Source organism: Streptoalloteichus hindustanus (genome assembly GCF_900129375.1).
In the GTDB taxonomy this organism is placed as follows: Bacteria; Actinomycetota; Actinomycetes; order Mycobacteriales; family Pseudonocardiaceae; genus Streptoalloteichus; species Streptoalloteichus hindustanus.
In genome coordinates this window covers 142,039-165,245 of record NZ_FQVN01000005.1, presented here as the reverse complement: position 1 = coordinate 165,245, position 23,207 = coordinate 142,039, and the positions used below count along the sequence as shown (strand labels likewise).

The 23,207-nt window shown below is 70.7% G+C and carries 17 protein-coding genes and 1 pseudogene; 9 read left to right on the top strand and 9 right to left on the bottom strand.

Features of this window, described 5'->3' with window-relative positions; all coding sequences use genetic code 11:
• The first annotated feature begins 28 nt into the window (after positions 1–28).
• Both BUE43_RS16725 and BUE43_RS16720 read left to right on the top strand, forming a co-directional pair.
• Positions 29–595 carry a hypothetical protein gene (locus tag BUE43_RS16725; RefSeq protein WP_234995763.1) on the top strand — a complete coding sequence of 189 codons (567 nt, stop codon included), beginning with the start codon at positions 29–31 and terminating at the stop codon, positions 593–595.
• Positions 592–3,714 carry an ATP-binding protein gene (locus tag BUE43_RS16720; protein ID WP_073484186.1) on the top strand — a complete coding sequence of 1,041 codons (3,123 nt, stop codon included), beginning with the start codon at positions 592–594 and terminating at the stop codon, positions 3,712–3,714. Before BUE43_RS16725 ends, BUE43_RS16720 begins: the two co-directional genes overlap by 4 nt.
• A gap of 61 nt (positions 3,715–3,775) precedes the next feature.
• Here the strand turns inward: BUE43_RS16720 and BUE43_RS16715 are convergent, their stop codons facing one another.
• Together BUE43_RS16715 and BUE43_RS34240 are read right to left on the bottom strand one after the other, a co-directional pair.
• Positions 3,776–4,672, bottom strand: a complete 897-nt coding sequence (locus tag BUE43_RS16715) for a TIR domain-containing protein (protein WP_073484184.1) — start codon at positions 4,670–4,672, stop codon at positions 3,776–3,778.
• A gap of 210 nt (positions 4,673–4,882) precedes the next feature.
• Positions 4,883–5,044 carry a hypothetical protein gene (locus BUE43_RS34240; RefSeq protein ID WP_159447746.1) on the bottom strand — a complete coding sequence of 54 codons (162 nt, stop codon included), beginning with the start codon at positions 5,042–5,044 and terminating at the stop codon, positions 4,883–4,885.
• Between the two features lie 155 nt (positions 5,045–5,199).
• On the opposite strand from BUE43_RS34240, the gene BUE43_RS16705 reads away from it, so the two are divergent.
• Positions 5,200–6,399 carry a helix-turn-helix domain-containing protein gene (locus tag BUE43_RS16705; protein ID WP_073484181.1) on the top strand — a complete coding sequence of 400 codons (1,200 nt, stop codon included), beginning with the start codon at positions 5,200–5,202 and terminating at the stop codon, positions 6,397–6,399.
• A 58-nt stretch (positions 6,400–6,457) separates the two neighbouring features.
• Here BUE43_RS16705 and BUE43_RS16700 read toward each other — a convergent pair whose 3' ends face one another.
• Entirely contained in the window at positions 6,458–9,394 is a 2,937-nt protein-coding gene (locus BUE43_RS16700; protein ID WP_234995762.1) for an AfsR/SARP family transcriptional regulator, read from the bottom strand.
• A 597-nt stretch (positions 9,395–9,991) separates the two neighbouring features.
• On the opposite strand from BUE43_RS16700, the gene BUE43_RS16695 reads away from it, so the two are divergent.
• Both BUE43_RS16695 and BUE43_RS16690 read left to right on the top strand, forming a co-directional pair.
• Positions 9,992–10,876 (top strand): hypothetical protein, encoded by an 885-nt coding sequence (locus tag BUE43_RS16695; RefSeq protein ID WP_143174207.1) that lies wholly within the window; start codon positions 9,992–9,994, stop codon positions 10,874–10,876.
• A gap of 306 nt (positions 10,877–11,182) precedes the next feature.
• Positions 11,183–14,638, top strand: coding sequence for a hypothetical protein (locus tag BUE43_RS16690; RefSeq protein ID WP_073484177.1), 3,456 nt, complete (start codon positions 11,183–11,185; stop codon positions 14,636–14,638).
• A gap of 199 nt (positions 14,639–14,837) precedes the next feature.
• Here BUE43_RS16690 and BUE43_RS16685 read toward each other — a convergent pair whose 3' ends face one another.
• Positions 14,838–16,055, bottom strand: a complete 1,218-nt coding sequence (locus BUE43_RS16685; RefSeq protein WP_073484176.1) for an FAD-dependent oxidoreductase — start codon at positions 16,053–16,055, stop codon at positions 14,838–14,840.
• A 207-nt stretch (positions 16,056–16,262) separates the two neighbouring features.
• On the bottom strand, positions 16,263–16,904 hold the full coding sequence (locus BUE43_RS16680) for a PadR family transcriptional regulator (protein ID WP_073484174.1): 642 nt from the start codon (positions 16,902–16,904) through the stop codon (positions 16,263–16,265).
• Positions 16,905–17,021: 117 nt separating this feature from the next.
• Between BUE43_RS16680 and BUE43_RS16675 the strand changes: the two genes are divergently transcribed.
• Positions 17,022–18,050 carry a helix-turn-helix transcriptional regulator gene (locus BUE43_RS16675; RefSeq protein WP_234995761.1) on the top strand — a complete coding sequence of 343 codons (1,029 nt, stop codon included), beginning with the start codon at positions 17,022–17,024 and terminating at the stop codon, positions 18,048–18,050.
• Between the two features lie 2 nt (positions 18,051–18,052).
• Here BUE43_RS16675 and BUE43_RS16670 read toward each other — a convergent pair whose 3' ends face one another.
• From BUE43_RS16670 to BUE43_RS35615, 3 genes and pseudogenes are all read right to left on the bottom strand, one after another.
• Entirely contained in the window at positions 18,053–18,493 is a 441-nt protein-coding gene (locus BUE43_RS16670) for a GNAT family N-acetyltransferase (RefSeq protein ID WP_073484172.1), read from the bottom strand.
• Between the two features lie 99 nt (positions 18,494–18,592).
• Positions 18,593–18,904, bottom strand: coding sequence for an oxidoreductase C-terminal domain-containing protein (locus BUE43_RS35620; protein ID WP_268844436.1), 312 nt, complete (start codon positions 18,902–18,904; stop codon positions 18,593–18,595).
• Between the two features lie 30 nt (positions 18,905–18,934).
• Positions 18,935–19,231, bottom strand: a pseudogene (locus tag BUE43_RS35615) (FAD-dependent oxidoreductase); the annotation flags it as partial.
• A 175-nt stretch (positions 19,232–19,406) separates the two neighbouring features.
• On the opposite strand from BUE43_RS35615, the gene BUE43_RS35790 reads away from it, so the two are divergent.
• From BUE43_RS35790 to BUE43_RS16650, 3 genes are read left to right on the top strand one after another with little or no spacing between them, the layout of a single operon-like run.
• Positions 19,407–20,069, top strand: coding sequence for a TetR/AcrR family transcriptional regulator (locus BUE43_RS35790; RefSeq protein WP_073484921.1), 663 nt, complete (start codon positions 19,407–19,409; stop codon positions 20,067–20,069).
• Positions 20,062–20,976, top strand: coding sequence for an ABC transporter ATP-binding protein (locus tag BUE43_RS16655; protein WP_073484169.1), 915 nt, complete (start codon positions 20,062–20,064; stop codon positions 20,974–20,976). Before BUE43_RS35790 ends, BUE43_RS16655 begins: the two co-directional genes overlap by 8 nt.
• On the top strand, positions 20,973–22,568 hold the full coding sequence (locus BUE43_RS16650) for an ABC transporter permease (RefSeq protein ID WP_073484167.1): 1,596 nt from the start codon (positions 20,973–20,975) through the stop codon (positions 22,566–22,568). The genes BUE43_RS16655 and BUE43_RS16650 overlap by 4 nt, the downstream gene beginning before the upstream one ends.
• Before the next feature lie 410 nt (positions 22,569–22,978).
• On the opposite strand, the gene BUE43_RS34235 is transcribed toward BUE43_RS16650, so the two are convergent.
• Complete coding sequence (locus tag BUE43_RS34235) at positions 22,979–23,146, bottom strand: hypothetical protein (RefSeq protein WP_159447745.1); 168 nt, start codon at positions 23,144–23,146, stop codon at positions 22,979–22,981.
• Positions 23,147–23,207 lie beyond the last annotated feature (61 nt).

Below are 23,207 nucleotides of genomic sequence, written 5' to 3'. Positions count from 1 at the left end.
ATACGGACCCAGCGAACGAGCGGCCCTGATGGTGCTGATGTTGGCGAACAGGGAGGTGCCCAACACCGAGCTGGCGAACCAGCACAAGATCAAGCTCAGCCCGGACGGCCGCGACCGGCTGAACAGGGACGGTCTGCTCCGGACGCGGACGGAGACCAGGCCGTACGTGCACCAGATCACCGAAGAGGGAATCTCGTGGTGCGTCCAGGATCTGGTCGAGGGCGAGCCGCCGTCGAGGTCGGGCCCCCTGGCACGCGCGTACGCCGAGCTGTTACGGCGCATCGTCCGATACCACCAGCAGCGCGGCACCCTCGTCGAGGCGATCCGCTCCGGTGACCTGGAGTCGTTGATCCGCGCGGTCTACCTGGATCTGTCGGTCAAGCCGCAGGACTGGGTCCGCCTGGCCAAGCTGCGTCCCCGGCTCAACGGCGCGGACAAGGATGAGGTGGACAAAGTGCTGCTGGGAATGATCAAGACGGGCAAAGTTCACCTGGCCCCGGACTCCAACCGCAAGGTGCTGACCGATGCTGATCACGCCGCCGCGATCCGGATCGGTAGCGAGGACAAGCACCTCCTGGCGATCGAGGAATCATGAGTGAGCAGCTACGCAGGGCACTCGCCGCGCTCCGCTTCAACTCCGCCGAGACCCCGGACGATGTCTGGCACGCGTCGCCCTCCCACGTGGAGGGGCTGCACAGCAACGCTGAGGACCGCGTCCATGCTGGGATCACGGACGCCAAAGCCAGTCCCGACGCCAGTCCCGTCGGGCTGGTGCTCCAGGGACAGAAGGGCGTCGGGAAGACCCACCTGCTGGGCTCGGTGCGCCGCAGGGTGCAGGCGGAGGGCGGGTACTTCTTCCTGATCGAGCTGACCTCGGGCAAGGCGTTCTGGGACGACGTCGCCGATGCCATGCGCAGCGAGTTGCGTCGCGCCAACGACGACGGCGAACTCCAGCTCACCGTGTTGCTGCGACAGTTGTCCGCAGCAGCCGATGTGCCCGAGGAAGTCTCGCGAACGATCGTGAACGAAGCACCGCTGACTCCAGACCACCTACGCACCTTCATCAACCATCTGCGCAAAGTGGACGGACGGATCGCGGTCGAGTGTGCCGACACGATCCGGGCGCTGGCGTTGTACGGGTCCGAGCACCCCGACGTCGGACTGGCATACCTGCAGGGGCTGACGGAGACAGGTGACGCGCGCAGGCACTGGGGACACTGGGGCATTCACACCAGACCGAAGCCGTCGCGGACGCTGGTACGCGATATCTCGCGCGTCCTCGCGCTGACCGGCCCCTGTGTCGTCGCCATCGATCAGCTGGACACCCTCGTGAACATGGCGCAGGAAGCCATTGACGAACAGGTGACGGGCACCGAGCTCGCGCGGGAGCTCGCACTCATCGCCGACGGGTTGATGCAGCTGCGCGACACCACAAGACGAACTCTCACCGTTGTCGCGTGTCTGCCAAACACCTGGAAGCAACTGCACTCGGTCGTCAGCGACACGGTGCATGACCGATTCAACGAGACACCGATCCTGGGCTCCATCGTGGAACCCTCGATCGGCCGGACGTTGGTCGAGCGGTGGCTCCGGGTGATCTACGAGCGCATCGGGTTCACTCCGCCCCACCCGACCTGGCCGGTGGCGCCGAGCGCGTTCGCCGGTGCCTGGGCTGCTCGCACCCCACGAGAGCTGCTCAAGCGCATCCACGCGCACGCGGAGTCCTGCATGTACGGCGAGATCCGGGAGCTGAGCTCCTTCGACGAGCAGACCGTCGAGGTGCCCGCGCCCGCACCCGCACCGGTCGGCCCGGAGCCGGACTACTTCGCGGAGCTCGACGCCCGGTTCGCGCGGTTGCGGGAGAAGGCCGACATCTCGGCCGCCGAGCTGAAGCAGCACAACGAGGACGAGGTCATGCCCGCGCTGCTGCTGGCGGGGTTGAAGTCCTGGATCACCGAGGTCGGCAACGACGACCTGACGTGGCGCCCGGAGCCGCTGCCCGACGGAGACAAGCGCCTGCACGCCGGTCTGCGCCGCACCGTGAACGAGACGCTGGACACCGTCGAGCGCTGGGGATTCCGGCTCATCGCCTGCAGTCACGGCAACCGGGTGTTGCGCAGGATGCGCGGTGCCTGTGCCGCTGCGGGAATCCGCCCCGGCGCGCGAGACCGGCACCTGGTCCTGATCCGCAACGGCGAGCAGGGGTGGACGGGTCAGAAGACCAGGGACGAGGTCGCCGAGCTGGAGCGAGCGGGCGGGCAGCGCGTCGAGGTGTCAGACGACGACCTCCGGACGTTCAGCGCGCTCAGGGAAATGCTGTCCGAGCAGACCCACCAGTTGCTGGCCTGGCTGGTGGCACGGAAACCGGCCAGCCGCAACACCTTCCTGCGGGAGATCCTGCCCGAGTCGGGACGGGCCAGGACAGGGCACCAGGAGACGAGGCCGCCGCCGTCACCATCACCGTCACCGCAGGCGTCGCCGCTCTCCCCCGGAGAGATCGCGCTCGGGCTGGAGGACGAGATCCGCATCGAGCTGGAGGCGCTGCGCAAGCACGCTGTTGTCTTCGCCGGTTCCGGGAGTGGAAAGACCGTGCTGCTGCGCAGGATTGTTGAGGAGTGCGCGTTGCGGGGAGTCTCGGCGATCGTGCTGGACCCGAACAACGACCTGGCGAGACTGGGCGACGCGTGGCCGGAGCCGCCCGCGGGCTGGCGGCCGGGTGACGCCAATCGGGCCGCCGAGTACATGGCCACCACCGAGGTGGTGGTGTGGACCCCGGGGCGGGCGGGTGGGCGGCCACTCAGCTTCCACCCGCTGCCGGACTTCGCCGAGGTACGCGAGGACGTCGACGAGTTCTCCGCCTCGGTCGAGGCAGCCGTGGCCCGCCTGATCCCGCACGCCCGGGTGGCCGGTGACACCAAGGCCGCCGCACGCGGCCAGGCGGTGCTGCGTGAGGCCCTGGCCTACTACGCACGCAGGGGAGAACGCGACCTGACCCGGTTCGTCGACCTCCTCGCCGAACTGCCGGAGGGGGTGAGCACGCTCGGCACCGCTTCCGTGACGGCGGCCGACCTGGCCGAGACGCTGCGGGCCGCGATGGTCAACGACCCCCTCCTGGGCGGCTCGGGTGAGACAACCGACCCGGGTGTGCTGCTCACCCCGCGGCCGGGCAAGCGGGCGCGGATCTCGGTCGTCAGCTTCGTCGGACTGCCGTCCGAGGAGCAGAGACAGGGGTTCGTCAGCCAGCTCCAGCTGGAGGTCTTCGCCTGGATCAGGCGCAATCCCGCCGTGGACCGGCCACTCGGCGGGCTGCTGGTGATGGACGAAGCTCAGACGATCGCGCCGTCGGGGACCCGGACGGCGAGTACGCAGAGCACGATCCTGCTCGCCTCGCAGGCGCGCAAGTACGGGCTGGGCCTGTTGCTCGCCACCCAGGCGCCGAAAGGCGTGCACAACCAGATCGTCGGCAACGCCACAACGCAGTTCTTCGGCAGGCTGAACAGCCCGGCGCAGATCGCCGCGGCGACCGAGATGGCCAGGGCCAAGGGCAGCTCCGTCGGAGACATCTCGCGGTTGGAGCGCGGGCAGTTCTACGTCACCGGGGAGACGTTCGGGTTCCGCCGGATGAGCGCGCCGCTGTGCCTGAGCCACCACCCGCCCCACCCGCTGCGACTGGAGGAGGTGCTCGACCGGGCCCACGGCAGCCGCCCGCACTGACAACGGGCACAAGGGGATGCGCCCCTCACCTCGGAGGTGAGGGGCGCATCCCCTTGCGGGCTCAGCGAACGGTCGACGCCAGCACCGTGTCGATCCGCTGCCAGAGGGCCGTGAACAGCTCCTCGCGGTGGTAGGTGCGCGGCTCGGTGGCGCCGAGGCCGAGCAACGACAGGTCGTGCAGTTCGAGCACGGCCGCACCCGTCTCGGTGTCGTACACCGGCCGCACCCAGCCGTTGCTGCACGCGCTGCCCGCGGCGTGCCTTCCGAGCACGAAGTTGACCGTCTCGTCGCCACCGATGCCGCCGCGCTGGATGTCCAGCGCGTACACGGTGTCGCCCGCCCGCTCGACCCGCACGGTGATCCGCGAGTCCCCGATGTGGACGGTGCCGACGAGCCCGCGCTGGCTCAGCCCCGGCACCGCCGCGACGAACTGCTCGCCCAGATAGCGCAGGACAGCGTCCTGCTCCAGGTAACGGCTGAAGGTGCTGGGCATCACCGCCACCGGGGCGAGCCCCTTGGCCCTGGTCACCACCTCGGTGACCGGCGCGCGCTCCCACCCGGCCGCCTCCGCCGCCTCGATCCGGACGATCAGCGTCTCGATGAGCTGGTCGGTCCGGCGCCCGCTGACGCGGAGGTAGGCCACGTGCGGGTGCAGCAGGGCCGTGGGCACCGCCACGTCGTCGACCAGCACCGGCAGCACGTGCTCGTCGCCCGCCTTGGCCGCGCGCAGCATGTCCGCGGTGAAGTCGTCCACCGCGGACACGAACGGGAGGAAGAACCGGACCCGCGCCTCCGGCAGGTCGCCCCCGCCCTTGTGCGCCCACCACTCGTGGGTCTGCTCGGGCCCGTGCAGCACCCGCAGCCCACGCTGCCGGCACGCCTCGACCACCTCGGCCACGGTGGAGCGCTGCTCCTCGGCGAAGGACACGGCGACGTCGTAGGTCGCAACCTCGCTCACTGAAAACCTCCATGTTCGCGCCGGCCCCTCGGCCGGCTGTTCGACGTACCGGCGCAGCGTGGCGGACGGGTGTCGACCAGAAGTGGACGAGATGTGGATGCCGCCACGTCCTGTTGCCCGCACCGTCGGGAAACGGGCAACGCCTTGCTGGGCCACCGCGCCTGTTGAATCCTCGTTGTGGGGACGGAAATTGCCGGACAATCCCCGCGATCAATCGCCGATTTCCGCTGGAGGGTTCGCCATGTGCAGGTCCCAGTCCACTTTCCTGACCACCACCGCCTGCCTGCTGGCCATGTTGTACGCGACGACCCCCGGACCGGTGAGGACCACCGCGGCTCCGGGGAACGACGCCCTGACCGCCAGAACGAGCATCTCGACGACGTCCGACCCCGACGGCAACCCCTGGCACGGGTGATTGTTCCGGAAACGCTTTCCCGGTCGCTCGTGAGCATTTCACGAGCGACCGGGCGATTGCGCCCGACCATCGGAAGTGATGTACTCGACGCCCGTCTGAGCAGGAGGCACAGGTGGCCGAATCATTTGGTGAACTGCTGCGCGAACACCGCGCCGCCGCGGGGTTGTCCCTGGACCAGTTGGCCAAGCGGGTCCACTACAGCAAGGGACATCTCAGCAAGATCGAGAACGGCCTCAAGGCACCGCACGAGGCCCTGGCCCGCCTCTGCGACCGAGCACTGGACGCGGGCGGCGCGCTCATCCAGGCCGCCCGCTCGGCGCGCGACCGAGCCCCGGTCGGGCCCACGCTCGACCGCCGCCAGGTGCTCGTCGCGGGCACGGTTCTCGGCATGACGCTCGCGGGCGGGCCGCGACCGGTTCCTGACGAGCAGGTGGTCGTCGGGATGCGCGCCTCGTTCGAGCACCTGCGCTCACTCGGCATGCGGACGAGCCCGGTGGTGGTTCTGGACCCGCTGACCGCCCTGGCGCGCACCGTGTGCGCGCTCGCCGGGGAGAACCCCGACCCGATCAGGTCGCGTCTGCTGCTGCTCGCCGCGCGAATCGCCGAGTACATCGGGTGGATGAACCAGGAGGCGGGCGACGAGCTGACCGCGCTGTGGTGGACTCGCCACGCGTCGACGCTGGCGACCGCGGGCGGCGACCGGGACATCGGGAGTTACGCGTTCGTCCGGGAGGCCGGGCTCGCGCTCTACCGGCAGGACCCCGTCAGCACGATCGCCCTGGCCCAACAGGCCCAGCGGACCGAGTGGGCCAGCTCGCGCACTCTCGCCCTGGCCGCCCGCCGGGAGGCCCAGGGGCACGCCCTGGCGGGTGACCGGGACTCCGCCGAACGAGCGCTGGACCGCGCCGTCGAGCTCCTCGGTTCGTCCACTGTAGACACTCGTGCCTATCCGGTGCTCGGCTCGACCGCGCCGGACCCGGTGGAGCTGGCCAGGGGTTGGGCGCTGTGCGATCTCGGGTGGGCGGACCAGGCGGCAGCCGTCCTCGACCGGGAGATGGCTCGATTACCAGCAGCGTCTCGTCGCACCAGAGCCCGGTTCGGAACCCGCAGGTCACTGGCGTACGCGCTGGCGGGCGAGGTCGACCAGAGCTGCCTGACGTTGGCGGAGACGCTCGACGACGCGGCGCACGTCGACTCCGCGACCATCCGCGTGGACCTCCGAGCCCTGGCCAGAACCCTCGGCCGGTGGCGTCAGCACCGCACGGTCCGGGAAATCTCCCCGGAACTGGCCCGCGTGCTGAACAGACGCTGACGGGCCGGGAAGGCCGGGCGGTCACGGCGGACGCCGCTCGCGTCCGCCGTGTTCGGCGTCAACGGCAGGCACACGTCAGAGACACGCGTTCTGCCCGGACCTCGCCCGCCTCCGGCAGGTCGAGCGCGGCGAACTGGTCCTCGGCCGCCCGCCAGTGCGGGGCAGCGTCGGCGTGCCTGCCCATCGCGTGCAGGGTCCGCGCGACGCTACGGTGGGCGCGGGCCTCGTGGGCTCGGTTGCCGGTGCTGGTCGCGAGCCCGAGCGCCGACTGGTAGGCACGCAGCGCCTCCGCGTGGTTGCCCATGGCCTGGGCGGTCGCGCCGCGGTCCCGGTGCAGCCGGGTGCGCAGGTCGGCGTCGGACATGGTGGCCGCCACCGCCCTGGCCCGTTCCTGGTGGTCCACGGCCTCCGCGAACTGGCCCAGCGACCGGTGCACGTTGCCGATGTTGTTGAGCGCGTAGGCCACCACGCACTCGTCGCCCACCTCCTCGGCCAGCTCCCACGCCTCCCTGTGGCTGGCCAACGCGTCGTCCAGAAGCCCCATCTGGTGTTGAACCGAGCCGAGGTTGTTCAGCGCGTGCGCGACCCCCTGCACGTGGTCAATCTCGCGCAGCATGGGCACTGCGGCCAGGTGTTGGCGCAGCGCCTCGTCGAGATTGCCGCGCAGCTCGTTGAGATAGCCGAGCATGCTCAACGCGTGGGCCTGACCGCGCAGGTCCCCGCACTGCTCGTACTTCCTCAGCGCGGCGGTGAAATGCGCGATCGCCTCGTCATGCCTGCCCATCTGCGTGGTGGGGATGGCGATCGCGCACAACGTGGCCGCCTCGCCACGCACGTCTCCCAGCCGCGTCCAGCGGGGTAGCGCCTGCTCCGCCAGGTCTCGCGCCTCGGTGAGCCGCCCGAGCCGATTGTGTGCCGTGGCCAGCCGAAGCAGGATGTGCGCCTGGCCGTACTCGTTGCCCTGGTCGGCGAACACGATTTCCCGGGCCCGCTCCATGGTCTCGATCCAGTCCTCCAACTGACTGGTCGTGTTGAAGTAGCGCCAGATCAGCACCGCGAGCCGCCACGCGTGCTCCGGCAGGCCGTGTGCGGCGGCGTGGCGGATGGCGGCTACCAGGTTGTCCCGTTCGGTGCCGATCCACGCCAGGGCGGCGTCCGCGTTGGCGAACGTCAGCGACACCGGGCAAGAACAGTTCGGTGTGGGTAACTGGGCGCGGTCGAACGGGTACGCCACGCCCACCGCGCCCGACAAGGAGACGAGGTAGAAGTTGAGCAGCCGGAGCAGGGCGTCCGCCCGCTCGGTCAGCGTGGTTGGCGACGGCTCCGCTGCGGCGAACTCCTTGAGCGGATCCAACATCTGGTACCGCTCTGGTGCGACCTCCTCCAGCAGGCACACCTCGTGCAGGTCGTCGAGCAGCCGCCGGGCCTCGGCGACGTCGCAGCCCACGAGCGCGGCCGCGCCGGCCACGTCGAGGTCCGGCCCCGGGAGGTGGCCGAACAGGCGGAACATGATCCGTTGCGACTCGTCGAGCTGCAGGTAGGAGACCCGCACCGCCGCGGCTCCCGCCACATCGTCGGTGTCCGCGTGCCAGGGCCCGCTCTCCTCCAGCAGGCGGAGGAGGTGGTCCAGCGGCCATCGATCGTGCCTGCGGAACAGCGCGGCCGCCACACGGACTGGCATTGGCAGATAACCACATCGCTTGACGACCGCCGCCACTTCGGCGGATTTGCCTCGAACGCGGTCTGGGCCAGCCAGCTCGCGGAACAACTCGATCGCCTCGTCCGGCGACAGCGGAGCGAGCCGGATGTGCTCGCCGGTGTCCGGCTCGCCCACCCGTCTGCTGGTGACGATGGCGAGGCAGCCCGGAGCCTCCGGCAACAGCGGGCGCACTTGCTCCGGCGACGCCGCGTTGTCCAGCACGAACACTCTTCTGGTGCCGTACAGCAGCCGCCGGTACAGCGCGATCCGCTGTCCATCGGACGCGGGGATCTGCTCAGCGGGCATTCCCAGCTCCGGCAGGAGCTGGGTGAGTGCGTCCCCAACGCTGGTCGCGGGGACGTTCGGGGTGAACCCGTTGAGTCGCACCAGGAACTGCCCGTCCGGAAACCGGTCCCGCAACCGGTGCGCCGCCTCGGTGGCCAAACCCGTCTTGCCCACGCCCGGAGCACCACTCACCCACACCGCCCGACGTCCCGCGTCGGCCGCGGCCGCGATCATGTCGATCTCCTGGACGCGGCCGGTGAAACCGCCCGGCCGAAACGGCAGGGAACTGGCCGGGTCGCCGTGTTCCGCTCGCGCCAGGAGGTTTCGCAGCACCGCTCCCGGCTCCATGTCGAGTTCGGCGAGAGCGGCCCTGGTGACCTGGAAGACCCGGATCGCTTCCACGCGGTCACCACTGGCGAGCAGCGCGCGCATGAGCAACCCAGCGTGTCGGTAGCGGGCCGGATCGGCCCGGACCACGCGGCGCAACCTGTCCCGCGCGGACCGGTGGTCACCCACGGCCAGTTCCAACTCGGCCAGGTCTCCGACGGCGTCGAGGTAACTGTCGTCCAACGACATCACCTCGGTACCGCCCACCCGGTCGATGTCGATGTCCTCCAGGAACCGGCCGCGCCACAGGTCCACCGCGGACCGCAACAGCTCAATGGCCCGGTGCTGGTCGCGCTCGCGCACGGCGTCCGCGCGTAGCTGCTCGAACCGCGCGGTGTCCATCTGGTCCTCGGAAAGCCGAAGCAGGTAGCCGGTCGGCGTCCGGTCAATCGACACGTCATCGGCAATCCGGAACGCAATGCGCAACTTACTGATGTAGCCGTGCACGAGCCTTCGGCGCTTTGGATTGTCACCCCACACGATCTCGGTCAGCCGCTCGACGGGCACCGGTTTGTTCGCGTGAAGAAGGAGCACGACGAGGACGAAGCGTTGCTGCTGATCCCCCAGCGGCACCAGGGCGCCCTCGTGCCATGCCTCCAGCGGCCCCAGCATCCGAAATTCCATTCAGCCCTCCCGGTTCGGGATCTTGATGTTCGCCAAAGAGGTCGCGCAATCGTCCATCCGTGTGTCTCTGGATCACGGTCCTTCCCCTCCCGGTTGGCACAGTCCGGGCGCGGCGTGGACTTCGAAGTCCCGCCGCGCCGTCTGTTCCGTGGCTTCTCGTTCTCGACGACCGGCGACATTGGCGAGACGAAACGACGGCCCGCGGGAGTTCCCCGACTCGGCCCAGCGGATCTGTCGATCCCCGCGTACCGGCGACGGGTTCGCGAAGACACTCATCGGTGCCGTGACCACCGCCACGCGGTTCACGTCGGCCAAGCCGAACTGCCCGCGACCCCATCGGCACTGCGCTGATCAGGGCATATACCCCGGATGACACGCCGTCCCCAGCCGGGCGCAGGGGGTATCGACGTTGTATCCACTTCTGGTCCACTCCCCCACCGCACGCTCTCCGAAAACCGGAAACGCAGGGGAGGCGAGCCGATGAACCCGCACCTGGACCTCGTCCGCGAACTGAGATCGCTCCGCAAGGGACGCGGCGTGTTCGCCGGTCGACTGGAGGAGCGGGTCGGCCCAGCGCTGCGCGCGACGTGTGGGATCGTGGGGGACGACGGCCCGATGGCAATCCGCCAGAAGCTTGCGGCCCGGCTCACCGAACTGGCCGAACAACTGCCGGAAGACCTTCACCTGGCGACGATGGCGGCGTTCGCCCTCATCACCGAAGCCCGCCTACCGCTCTACCAGGACCGGGTCCACTGGGTCGCGACCAAGGTCGACCGAGACTCGCGCACCGTGCGCCGCTGGGTGGACGACGCCATCGACCAACTGGCCGAACTGGCGGCGATCATCGCGCGCTCCCGAACAAGTTGCTGGCACACCGCGGAACTGCGAGTGGCGGTGGTGCTGGATCGCCAGCAGCCCGAAATCCTCGTGCAACACCGCGTCATCGCGAACCAGGACGGCGTGTACGAACTGCGCTTCGCGCCCCCACTCCTGGAGGGGCAGCGCGACCTGGACGTCGACGTCCTCTACGGCGGCACACTCCTCGACCGCGGCGCGGCCGTGAACGATCATCCCGGCTGCGCGCTCGTCCCGGCGGAGCCGCTGTCCCAAGGGGAGTCGCACGTCTTCGCGGTGCGGTTCCGACTCCCGAACACGCACACCATGCAGCCGTACCTGGTGTACGCGCCCGAACACCCATGCGAGCTGTTCGACCTGCGGGTGCGCTTTGGAAATCACCGGAAGCCGCCGCACGTGTGGACGCTGCGCGGCGCGCATCAACGCGCCGGCTCCGTTCCGGCCCATCACGGCAGCCCGTACCCGGTAGACCGTGCGGGTGAGATCCACCTGCGGTTCCGCCGACTCGTCCCCGGTCTGGGCTACGGGGCGCGCTGGGGACGGACGCTGGAACCCACGATCCCGGCCGGGACTTGGTCCCACGATTCCGCACACAGGTCGAACGCCTGCCAGGCAAGGAAACTTTAACCACCGACCTGTACCACACGTGCCCCTGCTCGTCCGGCCCGCTTGACCATCCGCCCGGTCAGGAGATCGATGACAGGAAAGAGGAAACGGGAAACCCGTTGAGCCCCTGGTGGCGCCGGGGCACCCTCGTCGGCGTGCTGTTCATCAACTTCCGGGTCGGCGACGGCGAGGAGAAGGCTGCCTGGCTGGACGCGGAACTCGGTGGGGTCTTCGGCAGGGATCGGGTCTTCCGGTCGAGCAGGTCCATCGACCTGGGGCACGACTACGAACCGATCATGTGGGGGGGCGGTCGAGAACTGCTCCGCGATGATCGCCGTGATCGGGGAGCGGTGGTTGACCGAGTTCGGCCACCGGCTGTTCGAACCGCACGACGTCGTGCGGAAGGAGATCGCCGCAGCGCTCGCCGCGGGCAAGCCGGTGATCCCCGTCCTCGGGCACGCGGGGCGCATGCACCGGGTGGACGAGTTGCCCCCGGATCTCGCCAAGTTGGCCAACTGCCAGTACGTCCGGCTCACCTATCGCGACGCGCACATGCTCCCCGGCCTGGTCGACCGGCTGATCGAAGCCGTCCCGGACCTGGGGATCGACGTTCGGGAGGGCATCGGGGACCTGGCGACCTGGAACCGCGAGCGCACCTCGCTGACCAGTTCCGAGCTCCCCGCGGATCTCGTCCTGCTCGGTCGTGAGGACATTGTGGAGCGGATGCGGTCCTGGCTGGCAGGACCACCGGGGAACCTGGCCGTCCAGGGACAGACCACGGACGAGGTGGCCGCGTTCGTGGCCACTGTCCTGGATCGCCACAACCCGCATCACCGCGCGGTGTTGGTGACATCCAAGGCGGGGTGGGAGCACGCGGCGAAGATCCCCCCTTCCTTCCCCGCGGTCGTGGTGAGCGACGACGTCCCCGTCAGTCACGCCCAGAGCACCCGGCACGTGGTCATCGCCCGGGACGGGTTCGTCCGCCGTTCTGGCGATCTGGTGTTGCCGCGAGTGCCCAGGGACAAGGCACATGACGCCTTCCTCGCCCAAGGCGTGCCGCCGCACCGAGCCAACGAGTACGCGGGACTCGTTCGCCGTAGCCCTCGCGCCCTGACTCGCAGGCTCAGCCCGAACGCGCCTCGCCCGCCGTGGACACAGGCCCCAACCTCAGCCATCACCGTGCCGCTCGCGCTGGTCAGCAGATGGTCCACCGCCAACCAAGCCGACCACGACGTCATCGGACGGATCACCGGCCACGACTACTCGTCCGTCGAGCATTTCGCGGAGTCGAGCGCGGTTTCCGGAGACCCCCTGGTCCACCGCAGCGGCTCACGCTGGCAACTCGCTGACCCGTACGATGCGTCGTCCCAACTGATGGCCCAGGTGAGCATCACGAACATTCGCCAGTTCAGCGAAGCCGCGCTGGAGGTCCTGGGTGAACTCGATCCGGTGCTCTCGCTCCCTGCCCGAGACGTGCCCACCGCCAGGATCAACGGTGTCGGACGGACCTGGTCTTCTGATCTGCGACAGGGGCTCGCCCACGGGCTGGCTCGCCTCGCCGATGCGGGAACGGCGACCGTAGCCGGTGACGCGGCCGAGAACCACGCCGCACACGTTGTCCACCAACTTCTGAGGCGAGCGAACGATGATCAGAGCGGTCTGCTCTGGCGCTCCCTCAGCGACGTCCTCCCATTGTTCGCCGAGGCTGCCCCTCGGGTCTTCCTCTCCGCCGTCAGGACTGGACTCCGCGGTGAAGACCCGCTGCTTCGAGTCATGTTCGAGGACACCGGAGGCTGGTCACTGTCTTGGCATTCCGCGCATACCGGGCTGCTCTGGGCACTGGAGACTATCGCGTGGGCACGGGAGCACAGCACGGTTGCGACGCTCCTGCTGGCCAAGCTGGCCGAAATCGACCCCGGCGGGCGGCTGAGCAACCGCCCGTCCCGGTCCCTGGCGAACCTGCTCACCCATCTGCCACTGAGTCCGATCCCACTGGATCGTCGCGCAACGATCATCAACCAGGTGCGGACTCGATACCCGGAGGTGGGGTGGCGACTGCTGAACGACCTGACCGATCTGCACAGGCTCATGTACCCCGTGCGACCGAGGGTGCGGCACACCTGGACCGGTGACGACTGCGCGCCGGCCTCAGACAGCGTCGAGGCGTACCAGGAAGAGGTCTTCCGCGCTGTGTTGGCTGATCTGGCCGCGAAGCCTCGCCGCTGGACGGAGTACCTCCCCCAGATCACCGGGCTCCCAGCGATCCGCCGGGAACTGCTCCTCTCCTCCCTCGAAACCGCCGAATTCGGCGGTTTGGGTCCGGAAGAAACGCGGGAACTGTGGGACCAGGGGATCAGAATCACGGGTAGGGCGCGGGGCAGCGCCGACGAGCGACACCTCGCACACGAGGACATCGACCGCTTGTCGTCCTTCCTGGCCAGAATCGAACCGGCTTCCGACCCGACAAGGCATGCCTGGTTGTTCACCTGGCGTCCGGATCTCCCTGGAGTCGACCGGACCGACTTCGAAGCCCACCGCTTCGCCGTCGAATCGCTCCAGCGGGAAACCCTCGCCGGGGAGTTGGCTCGCCACGGCGTCGACGGTGTGGCCCGTCTCGCGGAGGCAAGCGAGCGGGGCGACCTCGTGGGGTGGACTCTCGCGCAGATCGCCGGGGACTCGGTCCAGGGCGAGGTGTTCGCTCGGCTCGGGTCCCCACTCGCGGAGGGGTGGATTCGCTGCCGGGCTCAAGAGGGTGGCCGCGACTGGGCTGCTGACGCGGCCAACGCACTCCCCGAAGACCACGTCAGTCGGGCCGCGTTCCTCCTCGCCTTGCCCGTGGACTGGGCGTTCGAGCAGCTTGATCGGGAAGGTCTGGACGTGCGCGACCGCTTCTGGGCTCTCACTCCGGCGTTTCCGCTGCCCACCGCGCGGACCGAAGAATATCTCGTCGAGCTCATCTCCCGAGGCCGGGGCAACGCCGTCGTCGACGCGATGTCCGTTGCGCTGCACGGTGATCAAGAAGTTTGGCATCCCCCAGCCGAACTCATCACGGCCGCTTTCCACAGTCTCCTGAAGACACCAGACCAGATCACCTCCCACACCGCATACGCAGTCGAAAGCCTCCTGACCTACATGCACGCCAGCGGGCACAGCCTGCGCCAAGTGGCGATGTGGGAGATGGCGTTCGCGAGCTTGCTCCACAACCGGCAGCCGCGCGCACTGCTGGAGTTGATCGCCGACGACGCGGTCGCGTTCGTCGAGCTACACCAGTTCCGTTATCTCCCGACTGAGAAAGTGAATCCCAGCGCGATGGGTTTCTTCATGACCGGCGAACGCCTGCGATGCGTGCCCGGACAGACCGGGGACGGGGTGGACCGAGTTCGCCTTCTCGACTGGGTGCGCCAGGCGCGTGGACTCCTGAACGAGGCCGGCCTGCGGCGTACAGGCGATCAGGCCATCGGCGCACTGATATCCGCAGGACCCGACGGGGAGGACGGAGCCTGGCCCGCCGAGGCGGTCCGGGACGTGCTTGATCTTGAAGACGCCGACGAACTGCGGAGCGGGTTCAGGATGGGTCTGATCAACAACATCGGAGTCACGACCCGAGGGCTGTACGACGGCGGAGAGCAGGAACGGGAGTCCGCGGCGAAGTACCTGGCCTGGGCCGACAAGGTCGAGGCCGGATGGCCGCACACCGCTCAAGTCCTCCGCGACCACGCCGCATCCCTGCAGCAAGAGGGCAGGTACTGGGACAGGAGTGCCGAGGACGACCACGACGAGTAGTCAGCAGCCAGAACCGCTGAGCCGAGCGCTGCTGAGCACTGGCACACCCGCAAGGTGCACTCCGCCATCCGGTCACCTCGATCGGCGGCGGTAGATGTGCCTCGTACACATACGGGGCCTGAGCTCGGGACGATGGCGAAGGCGTGGCGGCCTGGTGGTCGCCACGCCTTCGCGTTTCGCTGGGGTCAGGGTGGGGTCGTCAGTTGGTTTGGTGGGCGAGGTTGGTGTGCGGGTGGAGGGGGGTGTCCCAGTTGATGCGGTAGCGCTGTTCGGGGCCGAGGGTCTTCTCCGGCTTCATGACCGTTCGGGTCATCAGACGCATGACCAGGGGCATCAGGGCGCGGGTCACGCGGCCGGGGGCCTTGACGTGGTTAATTTTCGCGGCTCGGGCGGCGATTCCCTCGACGCGGGGACGGCGGAGTCGTTCGTAGGTGGTGAAGGCCGACCGGGGGTCGGGCAGGTCGCGGAGGCAGCGGGCCAGTTCGACCGCGCTCTCGATGGCCAGGGAGGCGCCCTGGCCCGAGCTGTTGGACGGCGCGTGCACCGCGTCGCCGACCAGGACCATGCGGCCGCGGTGCCAGTGGGGCACGCTCGGCATGATGTGCAGGGAGCCAGTGACCTGGAGTTGGTCCGGGTCGATGTGCCGGACCAGGTCGCCGCCGGGGACGTCGTCGCCGTAGGCGGCGCGGAGCCGGCGCAGCCACTCCTCCGCCGGGACCGCCCGGGCCTCGGTGAGGCTCATCGGCCGGTCCTGCGGCAGGTTGGCGCCCCACCCGGCGCGGCCGTTGGGCAGGCTCCAGTACAGGTAGTACGCGCGCTCGCCGAAGGCGAAGACCATCGTGCCGGGTTCGACCGGGACCGGTCGGTCCACCTCCGCCCCGAAGCCCAGCATGCCGGTGTAGCCGGGTCCGGGGGCCACCGGGTCGATGATGCGGCGGACGGTGGAGTGGATGCCGTCGGCTCCGATGAGGACGTCCGCGGTCGCCGTGCTGCCGTCCGCGAACCGGGCGGTCACGCCGGTCCGGTTCTCGTCGACAGCCACCAGCCGCTTTCCGTGCTCGATCCGGATCCCCCGCGCCACCGCGACGTCGTGGAGCGCGCGGTGCAGGTCCGGGCGGTCCAGGAGCTGCAACGGGGGCAGGCCGGGCAGGCTCGGCAGCTCGATGTCCTTGCCACCGAAGGACATTCTCGTCCTGCTGATCGGCGTGGCGATGTCGACCACGGCGTCCCGCGCGTCGACCACCTCCAGCGCGGCCAGCCCGTTGGGCGCGAGCGCGAGCGTGCCGCCGATCCCGTCCGACGTGCTGGGGTACGCCTCGTGGACGGACGCCTCGATGCCCGCGCGGTGCAGCGCGAGGGCCGCGACCGGTCCGGCGACACCACCGCCGATGACCAGCGCGGTGCGCACCTTCGTCATGGTTGTCGTCTCCTCTGGGACGTGGTCGAGCCGGGATAACCCGGCGTCGACCTGCTGGTTCGGATTCCGTGCGCTCCGAACCGTCCCCGGGAGGGAGTCCGACTATCCTTGCGGTCGCCACCTCGTGGCCGGACTCGCCCACCGCGGTTTCGGTTCGAGGCCCAGGGCCCCGGTGGGGGTGTTGCCGCACCCGCACCGGGGCCCGTCTCATGTCGTGCTCCCCCGTTCCGCGATCTCGGCCAACTCCACCGGCACCTCGCCGGTGGCGTGCCAGTGCCGCCACTGCGCGAGGCCGGGGAACGTGCCGGAGTCGAGCTCGTCGAGCAGGGCGCGGACCCAGGCCGCCTCCGCCTCCCGGACGGCGAGCTCGTACTCGCCCTCGACCAGGAACAACCGGGGCACGTCACTGTGTCGCGCCAGCTCGGCGCGGGAAGCGGCGTTGGCCGCCGTCAACGCGTCGAGCCGCTGCCGGAGCAGGGCCGCCGCCTCCTCCGGCGCGAGCGCCGCGAGCACCGAGAGGCCGGCCTTGAACCTCGGGCGCTCGGGCACCGGGGTGGAGACCAGCTCGCGGGCCCAGTCCACCAGCTCGGCGCGACCGAGGTCGGTGATCCGGTAGACCGTCCGCTCCGGCCGGGCGCCCTCGCGCGTGCTGTCCACGACCGCCAGGAACCCGTGCTTGGTCAGGTTCCGCACCACCGTGTAGAGGGAGCCCCACTTGATCTCCATGTCGTCCTCCTTGCCGCGCGCGCGCAACACGGAGGCCATCTCGTACGGGTGCATCGGCCGCTGCACGACGGTCGCGAGCACGGCGAGCGCGAGCAGGTTGCCCACCTTGCGTCGCTGGGTCATCACTCTCACCTCGTCTGCGATTACTCGTCGGCGAGTATACGGACGCGAGTAGGCCCGGACAAGAGAGCCGGGATATCCCCTTGCCCGCGGGAGGACGGTCGCACGAGACTCCCGCACGTGCCTCAGCCGGCGCGGCGACTGCTGCCACAGGAGATGCCCGAAGCGGCACGTCAGGGCGCCACCTCCGGCGAGGTGGCCGAACTGGTGTCCGACGCGATCGCGACCGAGGTGCCGCACGACGCGCTCCGCCTCCTCGGCACCTCGCCGACCAGCGGGAGCACGCTGGGCTCGTTCAGCTTCTGGCACGGCTACGACCCGGACTTCGGCCGGGAGATACTGCGCGAGCACTACCTGGGCGAGGACCCCCTGCCCATCGCGGAGCTGGCCCGACGGCCGAGCCCGGTCGGCGTTCTGGGGCAGGGCCACCAGCTCCTCGCCGACCACGGCGTCGGCAGCGAGCTTCGACTCGCGCTGCGGGACGACCGAGGCGTCTGGGGCGCGCTGGGCCTGGCTCGCGCCCCGGGCCGCCGGCCCTTCGACCGCGCCGACGCGCACCGGGTGGCGGAGCTGGGGAGCTGTCTGATCGCCGCCCTCCGCGGGTACGTCACGGCCGGTCCGCTCGCGCCGGTCGCTCCCTCGCTGCCCGCGGGCGTGATGATCCTCGGCCCGGACCACCGGCTTCGCGCGATCACCCCGCAGGCGGTCCAGTGGTTGACGCGGGAGCGGAGCTGCCAGGAGCTGCCCCGGTGGGCCTCCGAGGCCTTCCTCCTCGGGATGTCAACGCAGGCCAGGAAAAGCGCACGGGACCCGCGCGTCCCGACCCCGACGGCGTGGGGCCCCACCGTCATCCACGGCCGGTGGGTCAGCTACCAGGGGCAGCCGCTGGACGAGGACGGCGTCGGCGACGTGGCGGTCGTCATCCACGCGGCGGCCGGCCCACAGCTCCTCCCGGTGCTGTGCGACTGGTACGGCATCAGCAAGCGGGAGCAGCAGGTCATCACCGATCTGTGCGACGGGGTGGCGCCGAAGCAGATCGCACGGCGGCGCAAGCTGTCTGTGCACACCGTGAACGACCACCTGAAGGCGGTGTTCCGCAAGACCGGCGCGTCCGGGCGCGACGAGCTGATCACCGCCGTGGCCGGCTGACCTCACTCCCCCGCCGGGCCCGCCGGGGCGAGGAAGACCAGCTCCGGGTCACCTTCGTCCAGCCCGTACACGACGCCGGCCGACCGCCAGCCCGAGCGGGCCAGCAGCCGCCGCATCGGGTGGTTGGACAGGTTCGTCGAGGTGAACAACTTCGCGGTCCTCCGGCGCCGACGGGCGTCGTCCAGCAGGCCGGCCCCGACTCCCCGGCCGCGGACGTGCGCGGCGACCATCAGCATGGACACGAACCCGTGCCCGAAGAACGTGTCCTCCATGACGCAGTACCCGACGATCTCACCCTCGGTCTCGGCGACCCGGGCCGCGCCGCGCGCCACCCACTCGCGGATCTCGCTCCCCCGGGTTCCGTCGTCAGCGGCGGCGACCGAGTCGGTCGAGATCACGGCCGGCAGGTCGTCGGCGACAGCGTCCCGGATCCTGATGCCCATCAACCCATCCGACCACGCGACTACCGCCCCGGGCAACAGGTAAGTCCACAAAGGACAGACATCGACCTGGTCCAGGACACCGCCCCGATGAGAAGAGCGTCAGCGGCCGACCACCGCCAGGCCCGTCGCGGGGTCGGCGAGGAGATCGAGGTCCGCGTGCGGGTGGTTCGCCACGATCCGGCGCAGCTCCTCGAACTCGGCGGGGCGGCCGACGCAGGCGGTGCCGACGAGCCGGTCCCGGTTCCAGAACAGCGCGGGGGAGTCCAAAGTGGACATATCACCGCGGACGACGCAGCCCCGCTCGCCGTAGGCGTCGGCCGCCGCCGGCCAGCCGCAGAGCTGGAGCCGCACGCCGTACTGCTCGGAGGCGGACCACGGGACGGGCGTGTACGGGGTCGGGACGCCGAGCAGGTTGCGGACGGCGGCGACCGCCTGGTCCTGGGCGTTGCCCAGGTGCTCGATCCGGTACCGGTCGCCCCGCAGCGGATGGGGTTGGACGGTGACGTCGCCCGCGGCGGAGATCCCGGGCGCCGAGGTGTGGCAGCGCTGGTCGACGACGACGCCGTCCGCCACGTCCAGTCCGGCGCGCTCGGCCAGCTCGGTCTCCGGAACCATCCCGAGCGCGGCGACGGCGAGGTCCGCCCGCCAGACCCGCCCGTCCTCGGCGGTCGCCACCACCTCATCGCCGTTCCTGACGACCTCGGCCAGCCGGACGCCGAACTGGAGGTCCACGCCGTGCCCGCCGACGTGCTCGGCGCGCGACGCCCACCTGACTCATCCACCCTGGCTGACTCACCCGTCCCCGCCTGACTCACCCGCCCTGGGGACCACTCCCGAGTGACTACACACGCGTGTAGCATCTGATCCATGCGTACAACTGGCTTTACGCGTGGATAGGCGGCTGCCCGTGGACATGGCTGGACAGGACCCCGAGGACTTCACCGCCCGCGCCCGGATCCGGGAGGCGGCGATGCTGCACTTCGGCGAGCACGGCTTCGACCGGGCCACGGTCCGGGGGATCGCCGAGACCGCGGGGGTGTCGTCGGGACTGGTGCGGCACCACTTCGGCTCGAAGGAGGCGCTGCGCGACGCCTGCGACGCCCACCTGGTCCGCGCCCTGAGCAGGATCAACGACGAGGTCCGGACCGACGCCGCGCCCGGCGGGGTGAACTACGTGGGGGTCGCGGGGGCGGTCTTCGGGCCGTACCAGCGCTACCTCTCCCGGGCGTTGGTCGAGGGACGGGCCACGGCGGTGTTCGACAAGCTCGTCGAGCTGAGCGCGCAGTGGCTCGCGGAGGTCGACCGCGGTCGCGCCGACCCGCCCGAGGTGTCGCGCCAGGCCAGGGCGGCCGTGGGCGCGGCGATGGCGCTGTCCGTCGGACTGCTGCGCGACCACGTGTCCCGCGCGCTCGGGGTCGACGCGTTCAGCCCCGAGGGCAGCGACCTGCTGGCCCGCGCGCTGCTGGACCTCTACTCCCACCCGTACCTGAGCCCGGAGGAGGCGGCCGCCCTCCGCGCGCGCCTGCCCCGGGTCCCGGGTTCTCCCGACCAAGACGAGAAGGACCACGATGACTGACGCGATCTCGGCACGGGGCCTGGTCAAGCGGTTCGGCCGGACCACCGCCCTGGACGGGCTCGACCTCACGGTGCGCGCCGGCGAGGCGCACGGGTTCCTCGGCACCAACGGCGCGGGCAAGAGCACGACGCTGCGCGTCCTGCTGGGTCTGCTCCGCCCGGACGCGGGCACCGTCCGGTTACTGGGCGGCGACCCGTGGCAGGACGCGACCGCGCTGCACCGCCGGCTGGCGTACGTCCCCGGCGACGTCACGCTCTGGCCCACCCTGACCGGCGGCGAGGTCATCGACCTGTTGACGCGGCGGCGCGGCGGGGGCAGCCGGACCCGGCGGCAGGAGCTGATCGACCGCTTCGAGCTCGACCCGAGGACCCGTTGCCGCGCCTACTCCAAGGGGAACCGGCAGAAGGTGGCGCTGGTCGCCGCGCTCGCCTCCGACGTCGAGCTGCTGATCCTCGACGAGCCCACCTCGGGGCTCGACCCGCTGATGGAGGTGGTGTTCCGCGAGGTCGTCCGCGAGGAGCAGCGACGCCGGGGCCGCACCGTGCTGCTGTCCAGCCACGTCCTCGGCGAGGTCGAGGAGCTGTGCGACCGCGTGACCATCGTCCGTCGCGGCCGGACGGTCGACTCCGGCAGCCTCGCCGACCTGCGGCACCTGACCCGCACCTTCGTCCAGGCCGAGCTCACCGGCCCGGCGGCCGGGCTCGCGGACCTGCCCGGAGTGCACGACCTGCGCGCCGAGGACGGGCGCGTGAGCTTCGAGGTGGAGACCGACGCCCTCGCCCCGACCCTGCGCCTGCTCGGCGAGATCGGGGTCCGCGGTCTCGTCAGCCGGCCGCCGACGCTGGAGGAGCTGTTCCTCCGGCACTACGCGGAGAGCGGCGCGCGGCACGCGGGGGTGTCCCGGTGAACGGCCTCGCCGGGACCGGCCGTCTGGCGCGACTCGCCCTGCGCCGTGAGCGGGCCATCGCGCCGTGGTGGTTCCTCCTGCTCGTCTGCCTGGCGCTGGTGATGGTCGCCTACGTCAACCGGAACATGGGCACCCCCGAGCTGAAGGCGGCCTACACCCAGGTGATCAGCCGCAACGCCTTCTTCCAGGGCTTGGGCGGTGGCACCGTCGAACCCGACCTGGGCGTCCTGTCCCGCTGGCGCAGCGGCGGGTTCCTGTATGTCCTCAATGGACTCGCGGCCCTGATGTGCGTCGTCCGGCACACCCGCGCCGAGGAGGACACCGGCCGGGCCGAGCTGTTGCGCGCCGGCGGGGTCGGTCGGCACGCCGCCCTGGCCGCGGCCCTGCTGGTGGCCGGTGGGACCAGCCTCGTCGGCGGAGCGCTGACCGCGCTGGCCCTCGTCGCGAACGGGCTGGAGCCGGTGGGGTCGGCCGCCTACGGCGCGGCGATCACCGCCGCCGGCTGGGTGTTCGCCGGGGTCGCCGCCGTCGCCGCCCAGCTCGCGGGCAACGCCCACACCGCCCGGGTGATCGGCCTGTCCGTCCTCGGCGCCTCCTACCTCCTGCGCTACGCCGGCGACGCCAGCGGCCAGCTGTGGATGAAGTACCTCTCCCCCATCGGTTGGAGCCACCTGGTGGAGGCGTACCGCGACGACCGGTGGTGGGTGCTCGCGGCGCCGATCTCGGTGGCCGTCGCCCTGGCGGCCCTCGCCCACGGCCTGGTCGGCCGGCGGGACCTCGGCGCGGGTCTGCTCCCCGCCCGCCCCGGGCCGGCGGGCGCACCGCACCTGCGCGGCCCGGTCAGCCTGTCCTGGCGGCTCCACCGCGGCCTGCTGGCGAAGTGGGTGGCGGGCATCGCGGTCTTCGCGGCCGCCGCCGGCGGGCTCAGCACGCTGGGGCACCAGATCCTCAACACGCCCGGCGCGTCGGCCGCCCGTCTGGTGGAGGGTTTCGGGGGACGGGCGGGGGCGCCGGTCGACAGCATGCTGTGGCCGCTCATCCTGATCTTCGGTCACCTGGTGGCGCTCTACCCGGTCCTCATGGTGCGGCGCCTGCGGGTCGAGGAGACCAGCGGGCGCGCCGAGGTCGTGCAGGCCACCCCGACGACCCGGGTCCGATGGGCGTTCGGGCACCTGGTGGTGACCAGCCTGGGCACGGCGGCGCTCCTGACCGTCACCGGACTCGTCTTCGGCGGCTCCTTCGCGGTGCTCGTGGGTGCTCCGTCCGACGTGCCCCGGATTCTCGCCGGAACCCTGGGCACCCTGCCGGCCGCCTGGCTCGTGGGCGCGGTCTGCGTGTTCGCCTACGGCCTCCTGCCCCGGGCCGCCGTCGCGATCTCCTGGGCGGTGTGGGTGGCCTCGGCGGTGCTGGGGCGGATCGGCGGGCCGCTGTACGGGCTGTGGGGCGGAACTCCCCTCGAACCGTTCCACCACGTCCCCAACACCGTGGGCGGAGCCGCCTTCACCGCGACGCCGGCACTGGTGATGCTCGCCCTGTCGACCCTTCTCGTCGGCGGCGGACTCCTCGCGCTCCGCCGCCGCGACTTCGGGTAGGGCGTTCTTCGGTCGATCTCGTTCAGTCGGGCCGATCGCCGTGCCACAGGAGATCCGCGCGGGACGCGTGGTCTCCGGCGCGGCGATCGGCCGCCTCCGCGCGGGTTGTCGCCCAGAAATCCCCATGGCGGTAGACGATCGGCCGGCCGTCATCGGTCCTACGGCGTGTCCCCGAAGAGGGAGTCTCCGCGACGGCGGGATGTCCGGGCCACGATCCTGGAGCAGGCCGACCAGAAGGCACACCGGGTCGGGCGGGTGGACGACCATCCCCCTTCGACACCTGGTGGTCCCCCAGCGGCGGAACGCGGTGAAGCGGTGTTTCCACCGGTTGGAGTGGAATCAGGCGGTGGCGGCCCGGTAGGACAGGGCCGCCCTGTCCTGTCAGGGCGCGGTGGATCTGGCCACGCCGATCACGCGGCTGACGAGGGCACGACCTGGTGGCCCCGGGCCAGGCCGGCGCCGGCCCGTGGCTTCCTCCGCCACTGGACGGGATCGCGGCGGACCTGCCTGGCCCGGACCGCAAGCGCGGCGCTGAACGCCGCCATCAGCTCCGAGATCAGCCGCCTCCCGTGATCCACCGGACTCGTTCCACCGGCCGGCCCGGCCGGCGTTGTCGACCGGCCGGCAGGAGGCGTCAGC